We start from the raw sequence: 24,285 nt of genomic DNA, 5'->3' as shown, positions 1-24,285 counted from the left end.
ACTTCTCATCCCCTGCGCGCAACTTCCTCCACGGCTCGCTCGGCGGCCGTGATACTGGTCTTCAGACTGAATTCGGTTTCCACCCGCACCCTTGCGGCGGCACCCATGCCCCGGCGTCGCGTTTCGTCCGACAGCACGGCGATCAGCTTGTCCCCCAGGGCATTCGGATCACGCGGCGGGACCAGACAGCCGGTCACACCGTCGTCGACGAGTTCCGGCACCCCGCCCACCGCGGTGCACACCGCGGGCCGGGCCGCGGCCATGGCCTCGAGCAGCGCCATCGGGAAGCATTCGACGCTGTGCGAGCTGAGCACCACCACGTCCATGGCGCGCAGCAGGTCCGGCACGTCGGGGCGGGAGCCGGCGAGGACCACCCGGTCGCCCAGGCCCAATTCGCTTGTCAGCGCCTCGATCCGGGCTCGCTCGGGACCGTCGCCGACGATCAGGAAGCGGGCGCGCGGGACGGCGTCGGCCACCCGGCGGGCGGCGCGCAGGAAGGTCTCGTGGTCCTTCTCCGGTCGCAGCGCGGCCACGATCCCGACGATCAGGTCGTCGGGTCCGAGGCCCAGTGCGGCGACGGCACCGCGATCGTCGCCGGTCTCGTACAGAGCGGGATCCACCCCGTTGTGGACGATCCGGATTTTGTCCCGGGCGTAGCCGAGATCGCCCGTCATGTAGTCGATCTGGGCCCGCGCCACCCCGAAGTAGGCGGCGGTGCACCGGTCCAGTACCCGGTCGGCCAGCTCCCGGGCCCGGCCGCGCGGCTCGATATCGCCGTGATTGTGCACCCAGACAATGGAATTCGGCACCCGTGTCAGCCAGGCCGCGACCCGACCGAGACCCTCGGCGTTGTAGCCGCGGGTGATCACCAGGTCGGGGCGCTCACGCCGAAGATGCCGAACGATATCCCAGAGCGCCCGCGCTGCTTGGCGTTTGGTGCGGTGCAGCGCCCGCGCGGGCACACCGGCGGTGACGAGGTCGCCGAACAGCGCGCCTTCCTCACCGATGCACAGCACCGACGGCGTGAACCGGGTGCGGTCCAGATGCGGCATGAGCGTGGTGACGTGCCGTTCGGCCCCGCCGACCCGCAGATCGGGAACCAGGTAGAGCACGCGCAGCGGACCCGGTCCGACCGCGCTCACCGCGTGATCTCCCGGTACAGCCCGTCGAAGCGCCGCCACACCACATCGATATCGAATTCCTCGCGGACCCGCTGTAAAGCCGCCGCTCCCAGGCGTTCTCGCAACGCATCGTCACCGATGACCAGCCCGAGCGCGTCGGCCAGTTCCTCGGCATCGCCGGGCTCGACCATGACCCCGCACCGCTCGTCGATCAGATCCGGGATGCCGCCGACCGGGCAGGTCACCACGCACAGTCCGCGGGCCATCGCCTCGAGGATGGCCATCGGCTGCCCCTCCCGATGCGAGGGCAGCACCAGCACCTGCGAGGCGTTCAACAGTTCCGGAACCCGGTGCGGCTCCAGCCATCCGGCGATCTCGACGCTGGAGGCGCAGCCCAGATCCGCGACCATCTTGCGGGCGCGCTCCACCGCGCCGTCCCCGGCGACCAGCAGCCGCGGCGGCGGCACCGCGGCGTGCTCGGTCATCATCCGATGCCAGGCCTCGAGCAGCGTGAAGGTGCCCTTGCGCTCGCCGACCTCACCGAGGAACAGCACCTGCACCGGACGCCCCGAACCCTGCTCGACGGGGGTATTCGGCCGGATCGCATTGGATACCACGGTGATTCGCGCCCGCGGGGAGATCCCGCGCAGCGCTTCGGCCCACGGTTCGCCCAGCGCGATCACCACCGCGGCCCCGCTGAGCGAGTCGCGGATCGCGGCCCGCAGCGCCCGCGAGGCCTCGGTGTAGAACACGCTGAAATCCGAGCCGTGCACATGCAGCACCACCGGAATCCGCAGCGCGCGGGCCAGCAGTTCGAACAGGTATTTGCGCGGAAAACTGCCGTAGGAGGACATGTGCAGGTGCACCACCGCCGGACGGCGCACCAGCAGCCGATAGAGATAGACGAAGATCGACACCTGGAACGCCGCCAGCTTGGTGGCGATGCTGCCGTCGCGATGGGTGGCCACGTGGTCGATGTGCCACTCGTCCCACAGCGGGGTGGCCCGCATATCGCGGACGAACGAGGCCACCCCGCCGCGCGTCCCCATGCTCGTCGAGACCCACAGGGCCCGTTGCTGTTTCGTCATTTTCGTGGACTGATCGGCTGCGCGGGGGGCGTATGGGTCCAGCGGATGCGCTCGGTCGGCGGGTCCGCCGATTCCGGCGGGCTCACCTTTTCCTCGGGTTCGGATTCCTCGAGCAGCACCGCGCCCAGTACTTCGGCGTCGACACCCTCGAGCACGCGCCGCGCCCGCCGCGCCGCCGCCACCGTGGTGTTCCGGTCCAGCACCAGGACGGTCGATCCCGCCTCGGCCGCCAGCACCTGCACCTCGACCGCGTCATTGACCGGCGGGGCGACGATCACCACCAGATCGGCGCGCTCGAACAGCCCGGACAGCAAGCGCGCGACGCGTTCCCGGCTCAGCGCGGTGAACGGATCCTCGCCGGTGCTGCCCGGGGCCAGCTCCCGCAGCTGCGGCATGCGGGTCCCCATCAGCACCCCGTCCAGCTCCAGGCGCTCGGCCACCACCTCGGCGACGCCGGTGCCCGAGGGACGGCGCAGATCGGCGTGCACCAGGATGGTGCGCATCCCCTGGCGCGCGCGTTCCTCGGCGACGGCGCGAGCCACGGCGGCGATGCCGTCATCGGATTCGGGCGCGGTGACCACCACGGTCGCCCGTTTCGCCGGGACGGCCAGGCCGACCGCGGTGGCGATCTGCTGGAAGGCCTTGTCGCGGAGTCCCGCTCGCTTGCCCGACCGTCCCGGCACCACCGCGATGGCGTCGAGGCCGAGCTTCTGCTCGATATCGTCGGCGGTGCGCAGCCGCCGCGCGGTCAGGCCCAGCACGAAGGCCACGACCACCCCGGCCAGCAGCCCGCCGACCCCGTAGGTCAGCAACCCCGGCAGCCGCGACGGCTCGTTGCGCACCGGGTCCGAGGCGGCCTGCAGATCGATGAGCTTGTTCGAGGTGTCGGCATTGATGCGGTTGATCTGGTCCTGCATCTGGGTCAGCGAGGCATCGCTGACCGCGCCGTTGGCGGCGCGGATATCGTCGAAGGGCTTGCGCACCGCGGCGATGGCGGCGTCCTGCGCGGCCCGCAGGCTGGTATTGATCTCGTCGCGGAAGGCGCTGCCCGCCTTGGTCGCCGCATCCTTGGCGACCTGCGGTTTCGCGGCGGTCGCCTCGAGATACAGGATGGGGCTCGACGCGACGGTCCGCGCGGTCAGCGTCGCCCCCGCCGGAACCGCCCCGGCCGCACGCAGTTTGGACTGGTAGGCGGGGTCCATGAAGTACTGCGCGTAGCCGACCGAGAGCACGGCGTCCTGATCGGGGGCGCGGTTGGGCGAGCCGATGGTCAGCGTGAGCCGGCTGGTGTAGCTGGGTTGCAGGTCCCGGGTCGAGACGAAGCCCAACGCCAGCGCCAGCGCGATGATCGCCAATATCACCCATTTCCGGCGCCAGAGTCTGCGCAGGTGAACCGTTGTGGCGCTGTTCAATTCGTCTCCCTCGAAGTTCGGAGCCGCGCGTTGGGGATTATCGCGCGCGGGGCCCCGCTGTTACGGCGCAACCGGCCGGTCAACCGGCCTGCCAGCCGGAAGATTCCAACGATGATGTCGGGTGCCAGGACATACATGACGAGCAGGTAGAGCACCACGAACGCGAGCACGCCGGTGCTGAGCAGAGCCAGCCCGAGCAGGATCGGCCGATGGTCGGAGTGCAGCACCCGGTGTTCCAGGACCCAGGTGACGCCGATGGCGATGGCCGCCGCCGGCAGTGGCGGACCGACCGCCCGGATCAGATCGCGTATCCGCACACCCATCACCGAGCGCGCCAACGCGGTCACCAGCACACCGACGATCAACATGGTCGCAGAGGTCGCCAGACCGACCCCGATCAGACCGAAGAAGTGAATACCGAGCAACAGCAGGCCGATTCCGAGACCGAGTTCGACCGCGGTCTGCCAGTTGAGCAGTGCGGTGCGCCCGGCGCCCTTGATGGCCTCCTCGCCCACGCTCATCCACGCCTTGCCCAGACCCAGGCCCGCCATGGCGACCACCACCGCACCGGCCTCGCGCCAGCGCGCGCCGAAGACCAGCACCACCGTCTGCTCGCCGAAGACGATGATCAGTCCCGACAGCGCGGCCGCGCCGAAGGTGGTGAGCCGGATGGCCCGCAGATACGCACCCGACAACCGGCTCGGATCGCCCTCCTCGGCGATCCGGGCGAAGGCCGGGAACAGCGATACCGCACCGACTTCCACGATGAACCGGACCGGGATCTGCGCGATGCGCTGCCCGTAGCGGTAGAAGCCCAGGGACGCGGAATTGAGGCCGCGCCCGACGACGGCGGCCTCGATCATGGTCTGCGCCCGGGCCCCGATCATGTTGACCACGACCGGGGAACCGAAGCGCGCCAGTTCGCGCCACATGCGCACGGTGGCCCGCCCGCGCCCGGGTCGCCAGCGCGCCAGCCACCAGACCGCGATCACCCAGACCACATAGGACACATAGGTGCCCACGACCATGCTCCAGACGCCGAACCCGCAGGCGGCCAGCACCACCGAGACCACGGCGAAGCTGACCGAGACCGCCGGGCCCACGATCACCCGGCGCTTGACGCTGAACTCGCGCTGCAGCAGGGCCTCCGGGACATTGGTGAGCGAGAACATCAGCAGGAAGCCCGATGTCGTCGCCGCGATCAGCCCGATGGTGCGGCTGTGGAAGAGCAGGCCGATGACCGGCGCCGCGGCCAATGCGCCCAGGGTGACCACCACGCCGTTGAGCAGCGTTGCCCGGAACACGGTTTCGGCGGCATCGGCCACATGGTCCTCGCGCTGCACCAGCCCGGAGCGCAGGCCGCCCTCGACGAAGGTGGTCAGCAGCATGGTGATCACGGTGCCCGCGGCGAACATGCCGACCTCGGCGGGGCTGAGCAGCCGCGCCAGCGCCACGGTCTGCGCCAGCGAGACCAGTTCGCCGAAGATCAGCGCCAGCGCGGAGGCCGCCGCCACCTTGCCGATTCGCTTGCCGAGATTGGTGCCCTCGGCTTGCGCGGGTTCGATGGCGGGGGCGAGATCGTAACGCGGGAGTTCGACGGTGTCGTCGTACCTCCCGATGATCTCGTAGGCCCGGATGGTGACCCGGTCCCGATCCTCGCGGTCGAATCTATGCATGCTCGGTGTGAGTCCGTTCGAGGAGACCGAATAGTCGCTCGAAGGCGTTGCGGCTACCCAGGACCTGTTCATCGGCACGAGCGCGCAACGCTGCACGGACGTCATCGGCTTCGTCCCAGGCGGCCCGGATGGCGGCGGGCAGGTGCTCGCTCAGCTCCGGATCGTCGAGGTGGACCAGCCGCACGCCCCCGCCGAACATATCGGCGAGGCCCAGAAATTTGTCGTCGTAGTATTCGGTGGAGGTGAGACCGACCACCGGAATGCCTTGGCTCAATGCGAAAACCGCGAGATGGTAGGCGCCGGTCACGAGGATGCGGCAGCGCCCGACCTCGGCGGCCACCTCGGCGGGACGCACGAAGCTACCGACCGGTTCGACAGGATTCGCGCTGCCGCGCACCAGCGGCAGCGTGGTCGCGCGATCCGGGGAGCCCGGGGTCTCGGCGATGATCAGAGGGACGAGTCGCGCATCGAATTCGACCGCGGCCGCGCGCAGGGCGGAACCGACGGTCTCCTGGGCGCGCGCGGCAACGGGCGAATACTTGGCTACCCGCAAGCACACGCCAATATCATTGCCGGGACTAACATTTCGGACGTCCTGCGCGAGCTCGATGGCGTCGTCACCGGTGACCACGACCGCGCTCGACGGCACGCCCAGGGATTCGAGCAGTTCGGGTCCGCGCCGCCGCTCGCGCAGCGCGATCAGGGGCAACTTGCCCAGCGCCTGGGTCGCGCGCTCCCGCAGTTCCGGGTCGCGCAGCGGGCCGATCCCCTGGCCCACCATGGCGGCGGGAACGCCCACTCCGCAGGCGTATTCGAGGAGATCCAGCACGCGACCGGCCTGGGGAATGTCGGCATCGGTCATATATCCGCCGCCGAGCGCGACGACCAGCGATGCCTCGCGGACCGCGCGCGCCGCGCCGGGATGCCTGCGTTCGATCCGGGGCACCAGGATCTCGGCGTGCGAGGGTTCGGGCGCAGGCTGTGGCTCGTCGGCCGAGGATCCACGAGATCGCAAGTCCCGCAGCCGATCCCGCACCCGGATGGCCCTGGGCAACAGCCAGGCCCGGGCGCGGAGCGCGGCCACGGCGGGCGGTCCGGCCACGGCGGGTCCGACCGCGGCGGCCAGCCGTTCCACCCGGACCGGCGCACCCCACGGATCGCGGCTCCCGACGGTAATGCCCAGCACCCCTGGGAAATATGCCGCTACCAGTGCGGGCGACTCGGTCATGACGCCGACGGTGGCCAGCGGCCAGCGCGCGCGTATGCGGCGCACGGTGACATCGAGCATGGCCAGGTCACCGTAATTGCGCAGCCAGTACTCACTGTTCTCGATGAGAACGCGGTGTCCGGCCCCACCGCACGGCAGCCCGGCTCCCATCTCGACCTCCCCCGGTCATGTACAAGGCCCCGAACCTTGCGAACTGGCGTGGCTTGCTTGCCAACCGTAACTCAATTAGCCACAACCGCAGAGTCTTTGCAACTTCTCGCGCACCTGCGGGCTGTCCGGTAGCTTTTCGGTATGCCGCATGCCCTCGCCGCGGTCCGGGGATCCGCTCTGCGCCGGGTCCGACTCGGTCCGCTGCTGGTCGACGGCCATCGAGTCGCTGTCCGGAACACCCGGTTGTCAGATTTCGAGCGCTGGCGCGAGATTCGCCTGCGGGACCGGGAACTCATCGAACCGTACTGGAACTCCTCGGCACTGAGCTGGGCGGACCGGCACACCCGGGCCTGGTGGATCCGGGAGTATCTGCGGCTGCGGTGGGGCTGGGCCACGGGGCGGGTGCTGCCGTTGAGCATCGTGGTGGACGGCGAATTCGCCGGGCAGTGCGCGCTGAATCCCATCGATCGGCGGCATCGCGCCGGGGAGATGGGCATCTGGATGGATTCACGGCATGCCCGCCACGGCGTGGGCGCGCTCGCGGGCGCGCTGCTGGTGGACTACGCGTTCGAGCCGCTCGGCCTGCATCGCGTCACCGCGCCCACCGCCGTGAGCAATCGACGGGCGCACCAGGCGACCGACCGGGGCGGGATGACGCTGGAGGCCACCATGATTCGCGCCCGCGCGGTCGGCGGGCAGCGGCGCGATCACGAACTCTGGGCCGTCACCGCCGACCGGGTGCCGCCCGGCGGCTGGGTGGCCGCGCTCATCGCTTTCGGGGGTGTCCGGGCAGAGCCGGTCGCGACCGACGCGACCGCGGCGGACGGCCCGACCGCGCAACGCCTGCGCGACGCGGCGCGCTGGACGGCGGCCGTGCTGGCGGTCGGCGCGAAGTACGCCCTCGGCACGCTGCTGCACGAGCTCGCCGCGGCCACCCGGGGCGCGGTCGTGTGGCCTTCCACGATCGAGGGCGTCGATCCGGACAATCGACCAATTGCATTGCGTCGGGAGACATCCCATCATCCGAGGCGTCGAGTGACCGCTCAGCGCTACGACGTCCTCGCCGACGGGCGCTCGATCGGCCACCTCGACCTCACGCCCGGACACCCGAACGCGGAACTGGCCATCGGCATCACCCCCGAGGCCGCGCAAACGAAGTCGGCCGCCACCGCGATCGCGCTGCTGCTCGCCACCGCCTTCGACGAGCTCGGCGAGGAACGCGTGGAGGCCCTGATCGATCCCGACCACACCCCGCTCACCGCACTCGCCGAGGCCGGCGGCCTGCGCCGCGAGGGCCTCCTGCGCGGCGCCCGGCGCGGACCGGACGGCCGGTTCCACGATGTCGAACTGTGGGCCGCGACCGTCCAGAAGTAGTCGCGCGCAGGCACATCCGACACGGTAGAGTTCCCGTCAGCCGACCGACGGGGGATGCGGTGGCGGGGAATCTCGAGGAGCACATGTGGGCCTGAACGTGGTCATGATCGCGACGTATCCCCTCGAACCCGGCCGGGTGGTGGGTGGGATCGAGTCCGTGACGAGCACTTTGGTTCCCGCGCTCGCGGCCCGCGAGGAGATCGATTCGCTCACCGTGCTGCGTTTCCACACCGGTGAGGCCACCGTCGAGTCCCGGCGTGAAGGACCGAAGGTCGAAATCCGTTATCTGCGTGGGCAGCGCCGCCTCGGCGTCGCGACCGGTTCGTTCCTGGATGTCCGTCAGACCCGCAAGGTGCTGGCCGAACTGCGCCCGGATGTGGTGCACGCGCACGAGATCGGGCTGCGCGGCGATATCGCCACCCAGGTCAGCGACAAGACGGTGGTCACCGTGCACGGGCTGATCCATCTCGAGACCCGGCTCAATGCCCGCACCAGCGTCAAGGAGCGGGTGCGCTACTACCTGGTCGAGGCGATGGTGCGCCGGGTGCTGCGCCGCGCCAAGGCCGTCATCTCCATCTCCGACTACGACGCGCGGGCGCTGAGCGGCATGGTGCGCGGCGAGCACATCAGCATTCCCAACCCGACCGCGCCGGAGTTCTTCGCGCTGTCGCCGTCGGCCCCGACCGAACCGCGGCTGCTGTTCGCGGGCGTGCTGTCGCCGCGCAAGAATCCGGAAGGGTTGCTCACCGCCTTTTCACTTGCGCTGCGGGAGGTTCCGAAGGCGCGGCTGATCATGGTCGGTCCGCAACCCGACGCCGAATACGCCCGCGCGATTCGCGCCCAGGCCACCGATCTGGGACTCGACGACGCGGTGGAATTCGTCGGCATGGTCGACAACGAGCGGCTGCGCGAGGAGATCGCGCTGGCGCGCGCGGTGGTGCTGTTCTCGCACGAGGAGACCTCGCCGACGATCCTCGCGCAGGCCATGGCCGCCGGGAAGCCGGTGATCTCGGCCCGGGTGGGCGGCATCCCGGAGATGGTGACCGACGCGGTCAACGGCTATCTGGTCGAGCCCGGCGATACCGCGGAGCTGGCCGAACGCATGGTCGAGCTGCTGCGGAACCAGGAACTGGCCTTGGAATTCGGCGCGCGGGGGCACCTGATGGCGCTCGACCGATTCGAACCGGACGCCGTCGCGCGCCGCACGGTCGAAACATATTTACGCGTCGCCGGGATGTAGAGAACGACCCAGCACTCACCCGGGGGAAGGCAAGAATGCCCGAACAAGATCATGAAATCGATTGGGCCACAGCATCGGTCCTGGTGACCGGGGGCGCGGGATTCATCGGCTCGCACTTGGTCGAACTGCTCGTCGCGGCGGGGGCCCAGGTCACCGTGCTCGACACCTTCGCCTCGGGCAGCCGCGAGAACCTGGCCGCCGTCGCGGACCGGATCACCCTGCGGGAAACCGACATCCGCGGCATCGATTGGGTCTCGTACCTGACCGAGCATCCGGTCGACATCATCTTCCATCTGGCGGCCAACGCGTATGTCCCGCCCTCGGTGGAGGACCCGGCCTTCGACTACGAACTCAACTTCGCCACCACCTTCCGCCTGCTCGAGGCGCTGCGCACGCTGCACTGGCCAGGCCGCATGGTCTTCGCCTCCAGCGCCGCGGTGTACGGGAACTCGGTGCGCATTCCCATCAGCGAATCCGATCCGACGGTGCCGATCTCGCCCTACGGGGTCGGAAAGCTCGCCGCCGAACGGTATCTCGCGGTGTTCGCCCAGCTCTACGGCCTGCGCCTGGGCGCGGTGCGGTTCTTCTCCGCGTTCGGCCCGCGCCAGCGCAAGCAGGTGGTGTTCGATCTGCTCGCCAAGATCGACCGCGATCGCGAGCGGCTGTTCATCCACGGCGACGGCACCCAGGTGCGCGATTTTCTCTTCGTCGAGGACGCCGCCCGTTCAGCCATGATCGTGGCGGCCAATTCGCCGTTGCGCGGTGAGGCCTACAACGTGGGCGCGGGCTGCGAGTACACCATCGATCAGCTGGCCAAGTCGCTGTGCGAGATCACCGGCACCAGTCCGGCCTTCGACTACAGCGGCGCGAATCGGCCGGGTGATCCGGAGAAGCTGGTGGTCGACATCTCCCGGCTGCGCGCCATCGGCTACGAGCCGAGTGTCGACTTCGATGAGGGCTTGACCCGGACGGTAGCCTGGTACGCATCCTTGACCGGTGCGACCTGGCGGTAGCTCCTCGATGGCCGAAAGCCGGTCCACCCCAACGACATCCACTCGTGCGCCGCGCGCACGCTCAGGTAGGAGTTCTCCGTTGAGCTTGGTCACCGGCCTCGGCGCGGTCATGATGGCGGTCATCACCGCCTGCGCCCCGGCACACACCACCCTCGGCACCGAGCCCTTCGTCGGCGACTTCGAGACCGGGAACTTCGATCAGTGGGCGCAGTGCCAGAACGTGGTGCTGCCCAGCGTGCCGTGCGTGAAATTCCACATCTCCAATGACCGCATGCAGGTCGAGTCGAATCTGGTGCGCCAGGGCAAGTACGCGGGGCGCTTCGAATTGCACCGCGGCGACGTCCCGTTCGGGCTGTGCTGCGGTGCGCGGGCGGAGGTCAGCGGCGAGGACTACACCCGCGCCGACGAGGGTGACGAGCGCTGGTACCAGTGGAGCACCCGCTTCCAGGCCGGCTTCCCGTCCGATCACGGATGGACGGTGCTGTCGCAGTGGCACGCCGACCAGGACGGCCCGCCGCCGCTGGCGATCGCGGCCGGGCCGACCAATGTGGCCGACGGGCGTTGGGGTGTGGTGGTTTCCACGTGGAACTCCCCCGGGCATCCGGGCAAGACGTACACGCCGTGGAGCGCGCCGATCGTGCCCGACGTGTGGACCGACATCAAGATGCATGTGAAGTGGTCGGCGTACGACGACATCGGGTTCGTCGAACTGTGGATCGGGGGCGTGCCGCAGGTGTTCGACGCCGCGCCGTGCGTGGGCCAAACCCGGTGCACGGTCCGCACTCTCATGCCCGGCGGTGGCGGCATCTACTTCAAGCAGGGCTATTACCGGGACCCGGAGATCGTGCCCAACGGCGTGGTGTTCCACGACGGGTTCTCGATGGCCCCGACCGAGGCCGGGCTCGCGCCGCTCTGAGTCTCGCGCGTCGTCAGGCCGCCCGGCGCGCGCCGATCATCTTCGCGATCAGCGACAGATCCAGGATCGTCGACCAGTTCTCGACGTAGGACAGGTCCAGCCGCATGACGTCCTCGGGCGTCATGCTCGCCCGGCTCCGCACCTGCCACAGCCCGGTCATCCCGGGCCGAACCAGCAAGGTGCGCCGCATCATTCCGTCGTAGGCGTCGACCACCCGCCGCACCTGCGGGCGCGGGCCGACAATGCTCATCTCGCCGCGCAGCACATTGAAGAACTGCGGCAGCTCGTCGAGGTTGTACCGGCGGATCACCCGGCCGACCCCGGTCACCCGCGGATCGTCGGGCGGGCGGTGGAACAGCGGATCGCCGCCGTCGCTGTCGAGCAACGCGGTCAGGTGCGGGTCCGGGTCGGCGTACATGCTGCGGAACTTGATCATTCCGAAGGGCCGCCCGTCGCGCCCGATCCGCTCCGAGCGATGGAACACCGGCCCGCGGCTGTCCAGTTTGACCGCCAGCGCGATGGCGCCGAGCACCGGCGCGATGGCGCACAGCGCGGCCAGGGCGAAGCAGAAGTCGAAGAGCCCCTTGCGAATCGACTTCGCGCGGTCGTATTGCGGCTTCTCCACGTGCAGCATCGGCATGTCCGCGATCACCCGGTGGGTGAGCCGGGTGCCGGCGATGTCGACCAGGCCGGGCATGACGATCAGTTCCGCGCCCAGTTCGTCGAGTTCCCACGCCATGCGGCGGAAGTCCGCGGGGCCCAGGCTCTCGGTGGCGGTCACCGCGACGGTGTCCGCGCCGGTGCGGCGGACCGCGTCGACGACGTCGTAATCGCTTGCCACGACCGGGATTTCACGCGCGCCGACGGTGAGGAACCGATCGTTCACCGCGCCCTCGTCGCGGGTGCAGATCCCGATCACCTGATACCCGGAGGTCGGATCGTGGGTGAACGCGCCCACCATGGCCCGGGCCGCGTCGGGGCTGCCGACGACCAGCATGGCGGTGCGGAAACTGCCGTGCGCGCGCTTGCCCGCGACCCAGCGCCGCCACAGCCGCCGCTCGAGCACCAGGCCGAGGGTGCCCAGGGGCAGGGCGATCGCGAGGTAGATCCGGGCCAGATCGATCTGGAGCAGCAGCGAGAGGATCGCGATGACGCCGAACAGCTTGAGCGAGGCACCCACCACGCGCCGGTATTCCTCTGGGCCGCTGCCGATTACCCGGGGCGACCGGGTGCCGCTCAGCGTCAGGACGCACATCCAGGTCAGCACGAGCACGGCCGAGACCACCCAGTACCGGATACCCATCGACCAGTGCGCGGTGAGGTTCGCGTCCGCGTTGCTCCCGAACCGGATCGCCTGTGCGATTCCGACCGCGAGCAGCGTGACGCACCAATCGCTGAGCAGTAGCCGCTTGGCGTAATCCGCTTGCCAGCGCTCACGATCCGAGCGCGGCTCGGGGCGAGGTGGGCGATACGCGCGCAGGGCGCGAACGGCCGAAGTTTCGAAGCTCATGAAACGAACGCACCTCCCCCACGGGAGAACTCGGTTCCGATCCCCACTGATCAGTTACGCAGAACGGGCTGACGCCGGTTTCCCAAGGGCTTTCAGGACCATGACAACCGATGCGGTCACCGAATGTTTCGGGGACCAGATGCCGAATGTTACACATCCAAACCGTCGCCAACGCCGAATCACGTGCGGCGCCGGATTTTCCGGAAATTAACGGCGGGTAGCCAGACCGTCGCCCGGGCCGATTCCCCCTAATTCCCCTATTCGCAACATCGCAGGTTGCGCTCCACAGACTCCGCAGAGTCTGCTGTTCGAAACCCTTGCATTGCAAGATTCTTGGGTTTGCCAGCAGGACACCAGATTCTGCGGGTCGCAGAAATTCGCCTGTTTTGGCACTGTTCGTCACCAGATCGGCACCCCGAACACGATCGAAGCTGTTGTAACGTAAGGCCGGACCGAGCCGACCTGTGGTCAGGTGGGCGCTGCAGGGGCAGCGCCGGTCTCGGTGAAAGGTGGGGAAATCTTCGTGCACTGCCGTCTGTGCGACTCCGATCGGCTGATCAGCGTTCTTGATCTCGGAGCCACTCCGCCCTGCGAGAAATTCCTCACCGCCGAGGAGCTCGATCTGCCGGAGCCGACGTATCCATTGCATCTGCGGCTCTGCGAGAGCTGCCTGCTGCTGCAGATTCCGGCGCTCATCACTCCGGATGAAACCTTCACCGAATATGCCTACTTTTCGTCGTTTTCGGACAGCTGGGTTCGGCACGCGAAACTCTTCGTGGACCAAGCTATTGATCAGTTATGTCTGAATGGAAATAGTTTTGTCGTCGAGGTGGCGAGCAACGACGGCTATCTGCTGCAGCACGCGGTCGCCGCCGGCATCCCCTGCCTGGGCATCGAGCCGTCGGTGAACGTCGGGGCGGCCGCGCGGGAGAAGGGCGTGCCGACCCGCACCGCCTTCCTGGACGAGTCGCTGGCCGCCGCGGTGCGCGCCGAGCACGGTCCGGCAAACCTGGTGGTGGCCAACAATGTCTACGCGCACATCCCCGATCTGCTGGGCTTCACCCGTTCGCTGCGCGGCCTGCTCGCCGACGACGGGTGGCTGTCCATCGAGGTGCACCACGCACTGAACCTGGTGACGCTGGGCCAGTTCGACACCATCTATCACGAACACTTCCAGTACTACACGGTGCTTTCGGCCCAACGTGCCCTGGCCACAGCGGGTCTCACCGTGGTGGACGTGGAACTGCTGGAGACGCACGGTGGTTCGCTGCGGCTGTGGGCGCGCCCCGACGCCGTCGCCGAGCCCTCGCCGCGGGTGGCCGAGGCACTGCGCCTGGAGCAGGAGGCCGGGCTGCACGAGGTGGCCGGATACCTGGAGCTGCGCCCGCGTGCCGAGCTGGTGCGCCAGGAGCTGCTGCGATTCCTGTTGGACGCCAAGGCATCCGGGCGACGCGTGGTCGGCTACGGTGCGCCCGGCAAGGGCAATACGTTGCTCAACTACTGCGGCATCCGGCCCGATCTGCTCGAGTACACCGTGGACCGCAATCCCTACAAGCACGGCCGGTTCACACCCGGCACCCGGATCCCGATTCACGAACCGGAGCGGATCGACGCCGACCGCCCGGACGTGGTGCTCGTCCTTCCCTGGAATCTGGAGAAGGAGATCACCGCCCAGCTGCGCCCGGTCATCGCCCGCGGCGGCGATCTGGTGTACCCGCTCCCCCATCTCCACCATGCGACGCCCGACGATGCCGCCGCACTCATTTCCGAAGGAAGGCAAGGCCAGTGAAGGTCGTTCTGTTCTGCGGCGGCTACGGCATGCGGATGCGCAACGGCAGCGAGGATGTCGTTCCCAAGCCCATGCAGATGGTCGGTCCGCGCCCGCTGATCTGGCACGTCATGCGCTACTACGCGCATTTCGGGCACAAGGACTTCGTGCTGTGCCTGGGTTACGGGGCCGCGCACATCAAGAACTTCTTCCTCACCTATCAGGAGTCGGTGTCCAACGACTTCGTGATCCGCGGCGGCAAGGTCGAGCTGCTGCAGTCCGATATCAGCGACTGGACCATCACCTTCGTCGACACCGGGGTGGAGTCGCCCATCGGTGAGCGGCTGCGCCGGGTTCGCTCGCATCTCGAGGGCGAGCGGTACTTCCTGGCCAACTACGCCGACGTGCTGACCGACGCGCCGCTGGATCAGGTGATCTCGCAGTTCCAGGCGTCGGGGGCCGCGGCCTCGATGATGATCGTGCCGCCGCAGTCCTCGTTCCACTGCGTGGATGTGAACTCCGCGGGCGAGGTCAAGAACATCACCCCGGTCTCGCAGCTGCCCATCTGGGAGAACGGCGGCTACTTCGTGCTGACCCAGGAGATCTTCGACCATCTGCCGCCCGGCGGCGATCTGGTGGAGGACGCCTGCGGCGCGCTGGCCGGGCAGGGGCGGCTGTTCGGCTATCAGCACCACGGGTTCTGGAAGCCGGCCGACACCTTCAAGGAGCGCGCCGAATTGGATGCCGGGTATATGACCGGCGACCGCCCGTGGATGGTGTGGGAGCGTCCCGCGGCGGAGGGTGTGGGCGGCGCATGATCCGACTCGACACCGGCGCGGTCACCGAGATCGCACTGCTGGCGGCCCATTGCGACGATCTCGCCATCGGGCTGGGCGGCACGCTGCTCACGCTGGCCGAAACCGTTCCGGGACTGCGGGTCCGGGCGCTGATCCTCACCGGCGCGGGCACCGAACGGGCTCGCGAGGAGGAGCGCGCGCTCGAAGCCTTCTGTCCCGGCGCGGATCTGGAGTTGCGGATTCTCGATGTACCGGACGGGTACGCGCCCGCCCACTGGGAGCGAGCCAAGGACGCGGTCGCCGGTTTGCGCCGGGGCAGCTCCGCCCAGCTGGTGTTCGCGCCGCAGCGCGGGGACGCGCATCAGGATCATCGGCTGCTGGCGGAGTTGGCGCCCACCATATTTCGCGATCACCTGATCCTCGGCTACGAGATTCTCAAGTGGGAGAGCGATACCCCGCAGCCGACGGTGTTCCATCCGCTGCCCGAGGGCTGCGCGGAGCGCAAGGCCGAACTGCTGATGAAACACTATCCCTCGCAACGTGATCACGACTGGTTCGACGAGCAGTCGTTCCTGGGCCTGTCCCGGCTGCGCGGGGTGCAGTGCCGCGCCCGGCACGCCGAGGCGTTCCTGCTGGACAAGGCCACCATTACCTTCGGAGGTGCATAAGTCATGCGCGTGCTGGTCACGGGGCATCAGGGGTATCTGGGCACCGTCATGGTGCCGCTGCTACAGGCGGCCGGTCACGACGTGACCGGCCTGGACAGCGGGTATTTCGCGGAATGCGTACTGGGCGAGGCCCCGCCCGCGCCGCCCACGCTGAGCGTGGACCTGCGCGATGTGACGGTCGAGCAGCTCGCCGGGTTCGACGCGGTGGTGCATCTGGCGGCGCTGTCGAACGATCCGCTGGGCGCGCTGGCGCCGCAGATCACCTACGACATCAACCACCATGCCTCGGTGCGGCTGGCGCTGCTCGCGAAAGAGGCGGGGGTGCAACGGTTCCTGTACGCCTCCACGTGTTCGGTGTACGGGGCGGCGGGGGACGGGCTGGTGACCGAGGACGCGCCGCTGCGTCCGCTCACCCCCTACGCCGAGTCGAAGGTACGGGTCGAGGACGATGTGGCCGCCATCGCCGACTCCGGCTTCTCCCCGGTATTCCTGCGCAATGCAACCGCTTTCGGCTTCTCGCCGCGGCTGCGCGCCGATATCGTGCTCAACAATCTGGTCGGGTACGCGGTGCTCACCGGTGAGGTGAAGGTGCTCTCCGACGGCACGCCGTGGCGGCCGCTGGTGCACGCGCAGGACATCGCCGCCGCCTTCGCCACCTGCCTGGAGGCGCCGCGCGAGGCCATCCACTGCCGCGCCTACAACGTCGGCACCGAGGCCAACAACCTCACCGTGGCGCAGATCGCGCAGGCGGTGGTCGACGTGGTGCCGGAATCCACGTTGGTCATCACCGGCGAGAGCGGCGCGGACCCGCGCTCCTACCGGGTCGACTTCGGGTATGCCCGCAAGGAATTGGGCTTCGAGGCGAAGTGGAGCATTCCCGACGGCGCGGCCGAGCTGTATCGGGAGTACACCGCGCGCGGGCTCACCTCCGAGGCCTTCTTCCAGCGCTTCACACGCCTGGCGCATCTGAAGTCGCTGAAGGAGGCCGGGGTGCTCGACGACGAATTGCGCCGGATCAGGACCGGGGTGTGAGGTGAAGGGCGGCGAGCAGCTCGCGCCACGAGCCCGCGCCCGCGTCCCGCGCCGACACCAGGGTCACCGGTTGGGGCCAGGCGATGGCCAGCTCCGGGTCGTCGTAGGCGACGCCCAGGTCCTCGGCCGGGTCGTGCGGGCGGTCGATGCGATAGCAGACGTCGGCCACCTCGGTCAGCGCCTGGAAGCCGTGCAGGAAGCCCGGCGGGACGTAGAGGTGGCGGAAGTCGGTGTCGTCCAGCAGGAACGCCTGCTGGCGGCCGAAGGTCGGCGAATCGGGGCGAATATCGACGAGGACGTCGTGGACCGCGCCGTGCGCGCAGCGCACCAGCTTGGCCTCGCCGCGCCCGGAGCGGCCGTGCATGCCGCGCACCACGCCCGCGTGCGAGCGCGACTGGGAGTCCTGCACGAAGCTCGCGGACAGGCCGGGGACGCCCAGGTGGGCGTCGAACTCCTCGGCGTCGAAGGTCCTGGTGAACAGGCCGCGGTCGTCACGGAACGGCTGCGGGGTCAGCAGCAGGACGTCGGCGAGGTCGGTCGATTCGATGCGCACCGGGTCATCGTGCCATGAGCGGGGAGCCATTGTACGGGTGTCGAGGGTGCGGGCTGGGGCCGCTGGCGCGGGTGCTGGATCTCGGGAAAATGCCTGCGGCGGACGACTTTCCGAGCCTCGAATCGGCCGGCGGGGCGGAAGATTCGGCGCATCCGCTCGCCATGGATCTGTGCGCGATGTGCGGGCTGGCGCAGCTGGCCGAGGACGATACGGTCACCGCGGAACCGCGCGGCGTGGAGCCGCGGGCGCTGCGGGAGCAGGCCGCCGACGCGGTGTCGCGGGTGGCGGCGGGCGGCTGGCTGCCCGGCGGCGGCACCGTGCGCGAGTTCGGGAGCCCGCACGGCGGCACCTGGCTGCCGCTGCTGACCGAGCGCGGCTACACCGTGACCGATCGGCCCGCCGATGTGGTGATCGACTGCTTCGGCATCATGCACGAACCGCACCAGCGGGTGGCCTTCGCGCAGCGGGCGGCGGCCACGGCCCCGGGCGGGGTGCTGTTACTCCAGTTCCACTCGCTGCATGCCATCGTGCGACAGGGACAGTGGAATGCCTTGCGGCACGGACATTTCGCGTACTACTCGCTGGCCGCGCTGCAGGAGCTGCTGCGGTCGGCGGGCCTGGTCGCGGTGACGGCCTGGGAGTTCCCGCTCTACGGCGGCACGATCCTGGTGGCGGCGGTGCACGCCCCCGCCGAGGCCGATGCCTCCCTGGCCCGCATTCGCGCGACGGAGGCGTCCGTCGCGGATCCCGCGGTGGTGCGTGGGCTCCAGCAGGCCGCCGACCGGCAGGCGCGGGCGCTGCGCCGCTGGTTGGAGGATCAAAACGCTTCCGGCCGCAGGGTTTACGCCTACGGCGCGGCTTCGAGGGCGGTGGCCCTGCTGCATCTGGCGGGCGCGCATCGCGGGCTGCTGGCGGGGGTGGCCGACGCCTCGCCCGGCAAACAGGGCCGCCGCATGCCCGGTACCGATATCCCGATCCTGTCTCCGGCCGAACTCGTTGCCGCGCAGCCGGATCTGGTGTTCCTGACCTTGCCCGACCTACTACCGGAAGTGTCGTCCCGGTGGCCCGAACTCAGCGGAAAGTGGGTGACCGAAGTGCCTGAACGACTATGAAAGTCAGCGACCTTAGCCCGGCACCCGCATGACTTCGCCGGGTCCGCAACTCGTCGGCCTGTGATACCGATCATTCGATTGCGGTCACACGCAGGACAATTGAGTGGGATAGTCTCAGCGTGGGGTCGATCATCGACCGAGGGGGACGGGGGACGTATGCCCACGTTCCAGTAGTACTGGGGAATCATCAAGCACGCGTAGGCATTACGCAGCAATACCTGATGAGGGAATGGGATTCATCATGCGCAACAACAAGACTGCGCTTTCGCGCACCGCCATTATCGCGGCTGCGGGCGCCATCGGACTCGTAATGAGCGCCGGCACCGGCGCCGCCGCGGTGGACGCCACCAATACGATCGTGGACCAGAAGGGTCGCGCGGTCGAGGCCATCTCGGCCGACACCCGCATCGACTGGGTGCCCCCGCTGGACGGGAACCCGCTGACCCGCGAGTGGTTCCACAGCGGCAAGGCCTGCTTCAAGGTGGACGTTCCCGCGGGGGATTCGTGGAACGGCCACATCACCATGGGTTACCAGGTCGGCTACCCGGCCACGCTCTCCGGCAAGATCTCCTTCCAGTACCAGACGCCCGGGCTGGAACTGGAGATCGGCAATGACCCGAAGGTCGACCTCTTCAATCTGATTCCTACCCTGGGCATCCAGCTCGATGTCGGCTTCGGGCCCGGCATCCAGTCCGTGGACACCGCTGGCGGCGATGTCTCCGGCAACGAGGGCTGCATCACCATGTCCGGGTTCCACGGCACCGTCACCGGCGTCCTGGGCACCACCACCATCCGGCCGTTCGTGCGCCTGGTGAGCGGGAGCGGCGACGTGGTCGTCGCGTACGGTCCGCTGTCGCAGAACTGATCCACCGGGCCCGGGCGGTCGCCGCGCCTCAGCGACCGCCCGGGCCCGCCGCTGTCTACCGCCGGACCCGTGCGGCGGCGGCGCGGGCCAGCCGCCAGTCGCCGCCCAGCACGGCGGCCCGGCCGACGTATTGCGGGTATTCCGAACCGAGACGGTGATGGAAACGCAGCATCTCGGTCAGGGCCGTCACCGTGGAGGCCGCGGGATCGGCCGTGGAATCGCTTCGGGCAACCAGGATTTCGGGCAGCCCGTGGAAATCGCCGAAGGCGGTGACGCGGGCGAAGAGGTCGGCGTCCATCGGGAAGCCCGGTTGGCCGCCGCGGAAGCCGCCGACGCGGTCGAAGTCCTGGCGGCGGAAGACGGCGGTGGTGATCGGGCCGAATTGTTCGGGGCCCCGGTGCACGAGGGTGCGCATGAGGGCGCGGGCGTCGCGACGGCCCAGCAGGCCGGGCAGGCCGAGGTCGGTGGCCACGACCGTGCCGTGCTCGTCGATCAGCTGAAATCTGGACGCGCACAGGGCGATTCCATTGTCGCCCATGACCGCCAGCTGCTTGTCGAGCGCATCCGGGAGCAGGGTGTCGCCCGGCCGGACCAGCTTCACGAAGCGGCCCGAGCTCAGCGAGACGGCCTTGTTCCAGTTCTCGCCGAGGGGCAGGGCCTCGGCATTGCGGTGCACGCGCAGCCGCGTGTCCTCGAAGGATCGCGCGACGGCCACCACGGTGTCGTCGGCGGCATCGGCCGGACCGTTGCGGCCGGGTGAATTGTCCAGCACGATCACCTCGACGTCGGTGTCCTGGACGAGGATCGAGCGCAGTGTCGCGGCCAGGGTGCGCCCGTCGTCGACGGGGACGCACACCGAGAGGTTCTTCATCGAGCCCCCTGAGCTGGTTGGACGGTTCGGGTGGGCAGGCCATCACCTCCCGCCACGAGTCCGTACACTCGATCCAGACCCGCGCGACCGGCGTCGATCTGCTCAACTGCCCTCTGCTGCAGAGTATCCCGCACTTCCGGCGCGGACTCCCACAACCGGCGAATCGCACGCGTCAATTCCGTGTCGAGATCGTCCGCGTCCAGGTGCACGATCCGCAGCCCGGACTCAGCGGTGGCGTCGGCAGTGTCGGCGTCGAACATATCGGCCAACCCATAGAATTTGTCGTCGTAGTACTGCGAGGCCGTTACAGCCACCGCCGGAATGCCCTGCGACAGCGCGAAAACGGCCAGATGGTAGGCACTGGTCACCACCACCCGGCAGCGCGAGACCTGACGGACCACGTCCTGGGCGGTACCGGTGCGGGCAATGGGCTCGCGGGCCCGGGGCGCTCCATGCAGCAGGGGCAGGGTGTGGCGGCGGTCGCCGCCCATGCCCTCGGCGACGATCAGCGGAGCCAGGGCGGTATCGAGGGCGGCGGCCTCTCGACGCAGCACCTCGCCCAGGGTTTCGCGGGCCGCGTCGCTCACCTGGGATCGGCTCGAAATGCGGAGGGAGACACCGAGATCCGCGCCGATACCGGGCCGCCGCGAGCGGTAGGCGAACTCGATGGCGTCGTCGCCGGTGAGCAGCACCCGCTCGGGGTCGACACCGAGTTCGTCCAACAGCGCCGGTCCGCGGCGGCGCTCCCGCACGGCGATGAGGTCGACGCCGGGCAGCACCTCGGCGGCGCGGCGCACCAGCTCGCCGTCCTGCAGCGGACCGATGCCCTGGCCGATCATGGCGGTCGGAATGCCTTGGTGCTGTGCGGCTTCCAGCAGATTGAGGGCGCGGTGTGCCTGGTGGCGGTCGGAGTCGGTGAGGTAGCCGCCACCTAGGGCGATCACGAGATCCGACTCCGCGAGCGCGGCGGGTATCGGCGCGAGACTCGGCGGGCTGGCGGCATCGGAGCCGATGCCGGTGTACTGCTTGACTTCTTGTCGCGCCCGATCGGCGAGGCCGCGCAGGTAGTGCTTGGGACCTTCGGTGGCGGCCCGCCATTGCAGGGCGGCGGGACCGAGCAGGCGGATCCCGGCCTGTTCGTCCAACAGCCCGGCGAGACCGCTTCTGCCCCATTGGCCGCCGGTATTCGCGACCACGGGTTCGGCACCCGGCAGCAGGCCGCGCAGGATGCCGGGCTCCTCGGTGAGCACACCGATTCGGGCCTTGGGCCATCGCTGCCGCAGATGTTCGACGGCCATGGCCAGCATGGCGATATCCCCCCGATTGCGCAGCGCGTACTCACCGTTCTCGATGAGCACCCGCACTGTCCCGGCACCGTCCCCCGCGCCGAAATTCCCCACGCTCGATTCCTTCCGACACGGCCCGAGCAAGCTGCCGCGAATCTATCGCACGACCGTTATCCGCGCCAGGCTGGCGATGGCTCGGCCGTGCGAAAGCAGTGTACTCACAAGATCATTCGGGAGTGCGGGTCAGCTCGGGAGACCTGACATGACGAGCTTGCTGCACAGCCACCGGCCGTCCACGTAGTCCATGGCCATCGGCACCGTCTGGGTGCGCTGATTGGTGTCCTTGCCGTTCACGGTGTCCACCAGATCGAAGGTCCCGCTCAGCTCGTAATGCTTGTCGCCGCCCTCGGTAATGGTGCACTTGCCGCCGGTGGATCGGGTGTGGGTACCGGCTTCCACCATCAGCCGCAGGACGGGCAGCAAGGTTTGGAGCGTGCTCTTCCAGCTTCCGGTCGCCCCGGCCTCCACCTTGGCCTGCCAGGCGTCGCCGTTGCTGTAGTCGTAGGTCTCCATCAGCTGCCCGTAATCGCAGGCGGCCTTGATGGCGGCGTCCTTGGATGGCTCGTCCGTGGCGGTCGGCGGCTGCGCGATCGAGTTGCCGGTCTTACCGGACCCGAAGTGGATTGCGCCGGTGCCGAATCCGGCACCGAGACCACCGGCTACGCCGAGCACCACGACGAAGGCCGCGATCAGCCGTTTGCGGCCGCGGTGGGTCGGTGGATTCTGCTGCGCGAGCTCGGTGGGCGCAGCGTCGACCGGGCGCGGGCCGGGGCCCGTCGTGTCGGGATACCGCTGCGGTGGCGATAGGAGGTGATTCGGCTGGGAATTCAGCTGCGTCGGCGGGACGGCGAAGGCCGACCGGTGCGGGTTGGTCTGGGTGGGCACCATCCCGGACTGGGTGGGCATGCTTGGTTTGGTCGTAGCCCCGGTGAATCGGCTCGGATCGAGGCCCGCGTGCGGGTGTGGCGCAGGAACATTCAGCGGTCCGCTGATCGGCTGGGCCGGGCCGCTCTGGTGGTACCACGGCCCGATCGACCCCGACCCGGCCGCGAGCGCCTGCGCGGCGGCGGCCGCCAGCTCGCCACAGCTGCCGTAGCGCTGGTCCCGATTCTTGGCCAGGGCGCGTTCGATGACGTGATCGAAAGCCGCGGGCACTCCGGGATTCACCTGGCTCGGACGCGGAATCGAAGCGCCCAGGTGTGCGGCGACCAATTGCGCGGTCGACTCCCCCGGGTACGGCAATTCGCCCGTGAGCATGTGGAACAGGGTGCAGCCCAGGGCGTAGACGTCCGCGCGGTGGTCGGTGTCGGTGCGCAGCTCGAACTGTTCGGGTGCGGCGTACTGGAAACTCGCGTACATCTCGCCGGTGCGGGTCAGCGCACTGGTGTGATCAATCGCCTTCGCGATTCCGAAGTCGGCCAGATAAACCCGCTGGTCCGGACCCCAGGCCAGGAGGATGTTCGCCGGTTTCACATCCCGGTGCAGCACACCGGCCCGATGCGCGAAATCCAAGGCCCGCGCGGTCTCCCCGATGATCCGCACCGCGTGATCGGGCCGCACCGGCCCGTCCCGCAGCACCGCCGACACATCGGTGCCCTCGACGTACTGCATGGCCATCCACAGCCGATGCTCGTCATTGCCCCGCGCGTAGACGGCCACGATATTCGGATGCGACAGCCGCGCAGCCGTATCCGCCTCCCGCAGAAACCGCGCCCGCACCTCCGGATCATCGGCCTTGCCCGCGGCCAGCAGCTTCAGCGCGACGGGCCGCGGCAGATCCTTGTCCCGAGCGAGGTACACCTCCCCCATCCCGCCCACGCCGAGCAGCCGCTCCACGGTGTAGCCCGCGAATACCTGCCCCTGCGCGAGTGTCCTCCCCACAGCCTGCCTACCTCCGACCACGTCATGCTCGCCGCTCACCGTATCCCAGATCCGGCAACGCGGCTCCGGCGTTAATCGCGGACCACCGCGAGGAGGTGGAGGCCGCTACCGAGCGACAGCCGGAAGGGTACTACCTATCGACTATCCTCAATTGTTTATCTGCATTACCGAGAGTGGATAATGCGGGCGCACTGACCAATACGCCGAGGAGTGCCGTGGACGCCATCGGCCCGGCATCGGCGAAATGGGTTGACATATTATTGATTCAGGCAAATGCGAATTAGTGAAAACCCTTATATCACTTGGTAATTCGGTTCGAAAGGATGATCGAGAAGCGTAGAATGGAGGCATGACCAGCGGTGGAGGTGTTTCCGGCAGCACGATCGCAGACGCGATCGCGATGCTCGCTGCCGTCACCGACATCCTGCTCACCGATTCTTTGGGCGGATTCTCCGATGCCGAATTCGTGGTTCAGATGCAGGAATTCGAGGCCGCCAAGCGTCGCCTGGCCGCGGTCGATCACCGCTTCGTCGGCGAAGTGCGTCAGCGCAATCTGCCGGAGAAGGCGGGCTGGAAGAATCACACCGGCAAGTACCTGCAGCAGGTGCTGCGCCTCGGCCACGCCGAAGCCGGTGCGCGCGTGAATGCCGCCGAGCAGCTCGGG

21 protein-coding genes are annotated in these 24,285 nt (G+C 68.7%); 11 read left to right on the top strand and 10 right to left on the bottom strand.

Features of this window, described 5'->3' with window-relative positions; all coding sequences use genetic code 11:
* Positions 1 to 5: 5 nt before the first annotated feature.
* Genes ACAM49_RS17475 through ACAM49_RS17455 form a run of 5 tightly spaced genes read right to left on the bottom strand, consistent with a single transcriptional unit; the run spans position 6 to position 6,675 of the window.
* Positions 6 to 1,142 (bottom strand): glycosyltransferase, encoded by a 1,137-nt coding sequence (locus tag ACAM49_RS17475; protein ID WP_369636577.1) that lies wholly within the window; start codon positions 1,140 to 1,142, stop codon positions 6 to 8.
* Positions 1,139 to 2,209 carry a glycosyltransferase family 4 protein gene (locus ACAM49_RS17470; RefSeq protein WP_369636576.1) on the bottom strand — a complete coding sequence of 357 codons (1,071 nt, stop codon included), beginning with the start codon at positions 2,207 to 2,209 and terminating at the stop codon, positions 1,139 to 1,141. Before ACAM49_RS17470 ends, ACAM49_RS17475 begins: the two co-directional genes overlap by 4 nt.
* Positions 2,206 to 3,621: a Wzz/FepE/Etk N-terminal domain-containing protein gene (locus tag ACAM49_RS17465; protein WP_369636575.1), complete on the bottom strand. Its 1,416-nt coding sequence runs from the start codon at positions 3,619 to 3,621 to the stop codon at positions 2,206 to 2,208. The genes ACAM49_RS17470 and ACAM49_RS17465 overlap by 4 nt, the downstream gene beginning before the upstream one ends.
* A complete protein-coding gene (locus ACAM49_RS17460) occupies positions 3,618 to 5,297 on the bottom strand; it encodes an oligosaccharide flippase family protein (protein ID WP_369636574.1) in 1,680 nt (559 codons plus the stop codon). The genes ACAM49_RS17465 and ACAM49_RS17460 overlap by 4 nt, the downstream gene beginning before the upstream one ends.
* Positions 5,290 to 6,675 carry a polysaccharide pyruvyl transferase family protein gene (locus tag ACAM49_RS17455; protein ID WP_369636573.1) on the bottom strand — a complete coding sequence of 462 codons (1,386 nt, stop codon included), beginning with the start codon at positions 6,673 to 6,675 and terminating at the stop codon, positions 5,290 to 5,292. Before ACAM49_RS17455 ends, ACAM49_RS17460 begins: the two co-directional genes overlap by 8 nt.
* A gap of 141 nt (positions 6,676 to 6,816) precedes the next feature.
* Between ACAM49_RS17455 and ACAM49_RS17450 the strand changes: the two genes are divergently transcribed.
* The 4 genes from ACAM49_RS17450 (at position 6,817) to ACAM49_RS17435 (ending at position 11,218) form a co-directional block, all read left to right on the top strand.
* Positions 6,817 to 8,049 (top strand): GNAT family N-acetyltransferase, encoded by a 1,233-nt coding sequence (locus tag ACAM49_RS17450; RefSeq protein ID WP_369636572.1) that lies wholly within the window; start codon positions 6,817 to 6,819, stop codon positions 8,047 to 8,049.
* Between the two features lie 85 nt (positions 8,050 to 8,134).
* A complete protein-coding gene (locus ACAM49_RS17445) occupies positions 8,135 to 9,289 on the top strand; it encodes a glycosyltransferase family 4 protein (RefSeq protein ID WP_369636571.1) in 1,155 nt (384 codons plus the stop codon).
* A gap of 83 nt (positions 9,290 to 9,372) precedes the next feature.
* Positions 9,373 to 10,302, top strand: a complete 930-nt coding sequence (locus ACAM49_RS17440; RefSeq protein WP_369636570.1) for a GDP-mannose 4,6-dehydratase — start codon at positions 9,373 to 9,375, stop codon at positions 10,300 to 10,302.
* A gap of 79 nt (positions 10,303 to 10,381) precedes the next feature.
* The gene (locus tag ACAM49_RS17435; protein ID WP_369636569.1) at positions 10,382 to 11,218 is read left to right on the top strand and encodes a polysaccharide lyase; all 837 of its coding nucleotides are present in this window, start codon (positions 10,382 to 10,384) and stop codon (positions 11,216 to 11,218) included.
* A gap of 13 nt (positions 11,219 to 11,231) precedes the next feature.
* Here ACAM49_RS17435 and ACAM49_RS17430 read toward each other — a convergent pair whose 3' ends face one another.
* Entirely contained in the window at positions 11,232 to 12,728 is a 1,497-nt protein-coding gene (locus ACAM49_RS17430) for a sugar transferase (RefSeq protein ID WP_369636568.1), read from the bottom strand.
* Positions 12,729 to 13,251: 523 nt separating this feature from the next.
* Here ACAM49_RS17430 and ACAM49_RS17425 point away from each other — a divergent pair.
* The 4 genes from ACAM49_RS17425 to ACAM49_RS17410 are packed head-to-tail and all read left to right on the top strand — an operon-like array spanning position 13,252 to position 16,993.
* Positions 13,252 to 14,517, top strand: a complete 1,266-nt coding sequence (locus ACAM49_RS17425) for a methyltransferase domain-containing protein (protein ID WP_369636567.1) — start codon at positions 13,252 to 13,254, stop codon at positions 14,515 to 14,517.
* Entirely contained in the window at positions 14,514 to 15,314 is an 801-nt protein-coding gene (locus tag ACAM49_RS17420) for a glucose-1-phosphate cytidylyltransferase (protein WP_369636566.1), read from the top strand. Before ACAM49_RS17425 ends, ACAM49_RS17420 begins: the two co-directional genes overlap by 4 nt.
* Positions 15,311 to 15,961: a PIG-L deacetylase family protein gene (locus ACAM49_RS17415; protein ID WP_369636565.1), complete on the top strand. Its 651-nt coding sequence runs from the start codon at positions 15,311 to 15,313 to the stop codon at positions 15,959 to 15,961. Before ACAM49_RS17420 ends, ACAM49_RS17415 begins: the two co-directional genes overlap by 4 nt.
* A 3-nt stretch (positions 15,962 to 15,964) precedes the next feature.
* Positions 15,965 to 16,993, top strand: a complete 1,029-nt coding sequence (locus ACAM49_RS17410; protein WP_369636564.1) for an NAD-dependent epimerase/dehydratase family protein — start codon at positions 15,965 to 15,967, stop codon at positions 16,991 to 16,993.
* On the opposite strand, the gene rfbC is transcribed toward ACAM49_RS17410, so the two are convergent.
* On the bottom strand, positions 16,977 to 17,546 hold the full coding sequence (gene rfbC, locus ACAM49_RS17405; RefSeq protein ID WP_369636563.1) for a dTDP-4-dehydrorhamnose 3,5-epimerase: 570 nt from the start codon (positions 17,544 to 17,546) through the stop codon (positions 16,977 to 16,979). The two genes, ACAM49_RS17410 and rfbC, sit on opposite strands and share 17 nt — an antisense overlap.
* Before the next feature lie 14 nt (positions 17,547 to 17,560).
* On the opposite strand from rfbC, the gene ACAM49_RS17400 reads away from it, so the two are divergent.
* Both ACAM49_RS17400 and ACAM49_RS17395 read left to right on the top strand, forming a co-directional pair.
* On the top strand, positions 17,561 to 18,658 hold the full coding sequence (locus ACAM49_RS17400; RefSeq protein WP_369636562.1) for a class I SAM-dependent methyltransferase: 1,098 nt from the start codon (positions 17,561 to 17,563) through the stop codon (positions 18,656 to 18,658).
* 241 nt (positions 18,659 to 18,899) lie between these two features.
* A complete protein-coding gene (locus tag ACAM49_RS17395) occupies positions 18,900 to 19,523 on the top strand; it encodes an MspA family porin (RefSeq protein WP_369636561.1) in 624 nt (207 codons plus the stop codon).
* Between the two features lie 55 nt (positions 19,524 to 19,578).
* Here ACAM49_RS17395 and ACAM49_RS17390 read toward each other — a convergent pair whose 3' ends face one another.
* From ACAM49_RS17390 to ACAM49_RS17380, 3 genes are all read right to left on the bottom strand, one after another.
* Entirely contained in the window at positions 19,579 to 20,394 is an 816-nt protein-coding gene (locus ACAM49_RS17390; RefSeq protein ID WP_369636560.1) for a glycosyltransferase family 2 protein, read from the bottom strand.
* On the bottom strand, positions 20,391 to 21,794 hold the full coding sequence (locus ACAM49_RS17385) for a polysaccharide pyruvyl transferase family protein (RefSeq protein WP_369636559.1): 1,404 nt from the start codon (positions 21,792 to 21,794) through the stop codon (positions 20,391 to 20,393). Before ACAM49_RS17385 ends, ACAM49_RS17390 begins: the two co-directional genes overlap by 4 nt.
* Positions 21,795 to 21,923: 129 nt before the next feature.
* Positions 21,924 to 23,621 (bottom strand): protein kinase, encoded by a 1,698-nt coding sequence (locus ACAM49_RS17380; protein ID WP_369636558.1) that lies wholly within the window; start codon positions 23,619 to 23,621, stop codon positions 21,924 to 21,926.
* 349 nt (positions 23,622 to 23,970) lie between these two features.
* Here ACAM49_RS17380 and ACAM49_RS17375 point away from each other — a divergent pair.
* Positions 23,971 to 24,285 (top strand): DUF222 domain-containing protein (locus ACAM49_RS17375; protein WP_369636557.1); only part of this gene is annotated, 315 nt, incomplete at its 3' end.

This window comes from Nocardia sp. JMUB6875 (assembly GCF_041154655.1).
In the GTDB taxonomy this organism is placed as follows: domain Bacteria; phylum Actinomycetota; class Actinomycetes; order Mycobacteriales; family Mycobacteriaceae; genus Nocardia.
This window is presented reverse-complemented; position numbering and strand designations above follow the sequence as displayed.

Coding starts and splice junctions, on each gene's coding strand:
- ACAM49_RS17470 (WP_369636576.1), bottom strand. CDS start 2,209: ATGACGAAACAGCAACGGGCCCTGTGGGTCTCGACGAGCATGGGGACG.
- ACAM49_RS17460 (WP_369636574.1), bottom strand. CDS start 5,297: ATGCATAGATTCGACCGCGAGGATCGGGACCGGGTCACCATCCGGGCC.
- ACAM49_RS17455 (WP_369636573.1), bottom strand. CDS start 6,675: ATGGGAGCCGGGCTGCCGTGCGGTGGGGCCGGACACCGCGTTCTCATC.
- ACAM49_RS17450 (WP_369636572.1), top strand. CDS start 6,817: ATGCCGCATGCCCTCGCCGCGGTCCGGGGATCCGCTCTGCGCCGGGTC.
- ACAM49_RS17430 (WP_369636568.1), bottom strand. CDS start 12,728: ATGAGCTTCGAAACTTCGGCCGTTCGCGCCCTGCGCGCGTATCGCCCA.
- ACAM49_RS17415 (WP_369636565.1), top strand. CDS start 15,311: ATGATCCGACTCGACACCGGCGCGGTCACCGAGATCGCACTGCTGGCG.
- ACAM49_RS17410 (WP_369636564.1), top strand. CDS start 15,965: ATGCGCGTGCTGGTCACGGGGCATCAGGGGTATCTGGGCACCGTCATG.
- ACAM49_RS17400 (WP_369636562.1), top strand. CDS start 17,561: ATGAGCGGGGAGCCATTGTACGGGTGTCGAGGGTGCGGGCTGGGGCCG.
- ACAM49_RS17395 (WP_369636561.1), top strand. CDS start 18,900: ATGCGCAACAACAAGACTGCGCTTTCGCGCACCGCCATTATCGCGGCT.
- ACAM49_RS17390 (WP_369636560.1), bottom strand. CDS start 20,394: ATGAAGAACCTCTCGGTGTGCGTCCCCGTCGACGACGGGCGCACCCTG.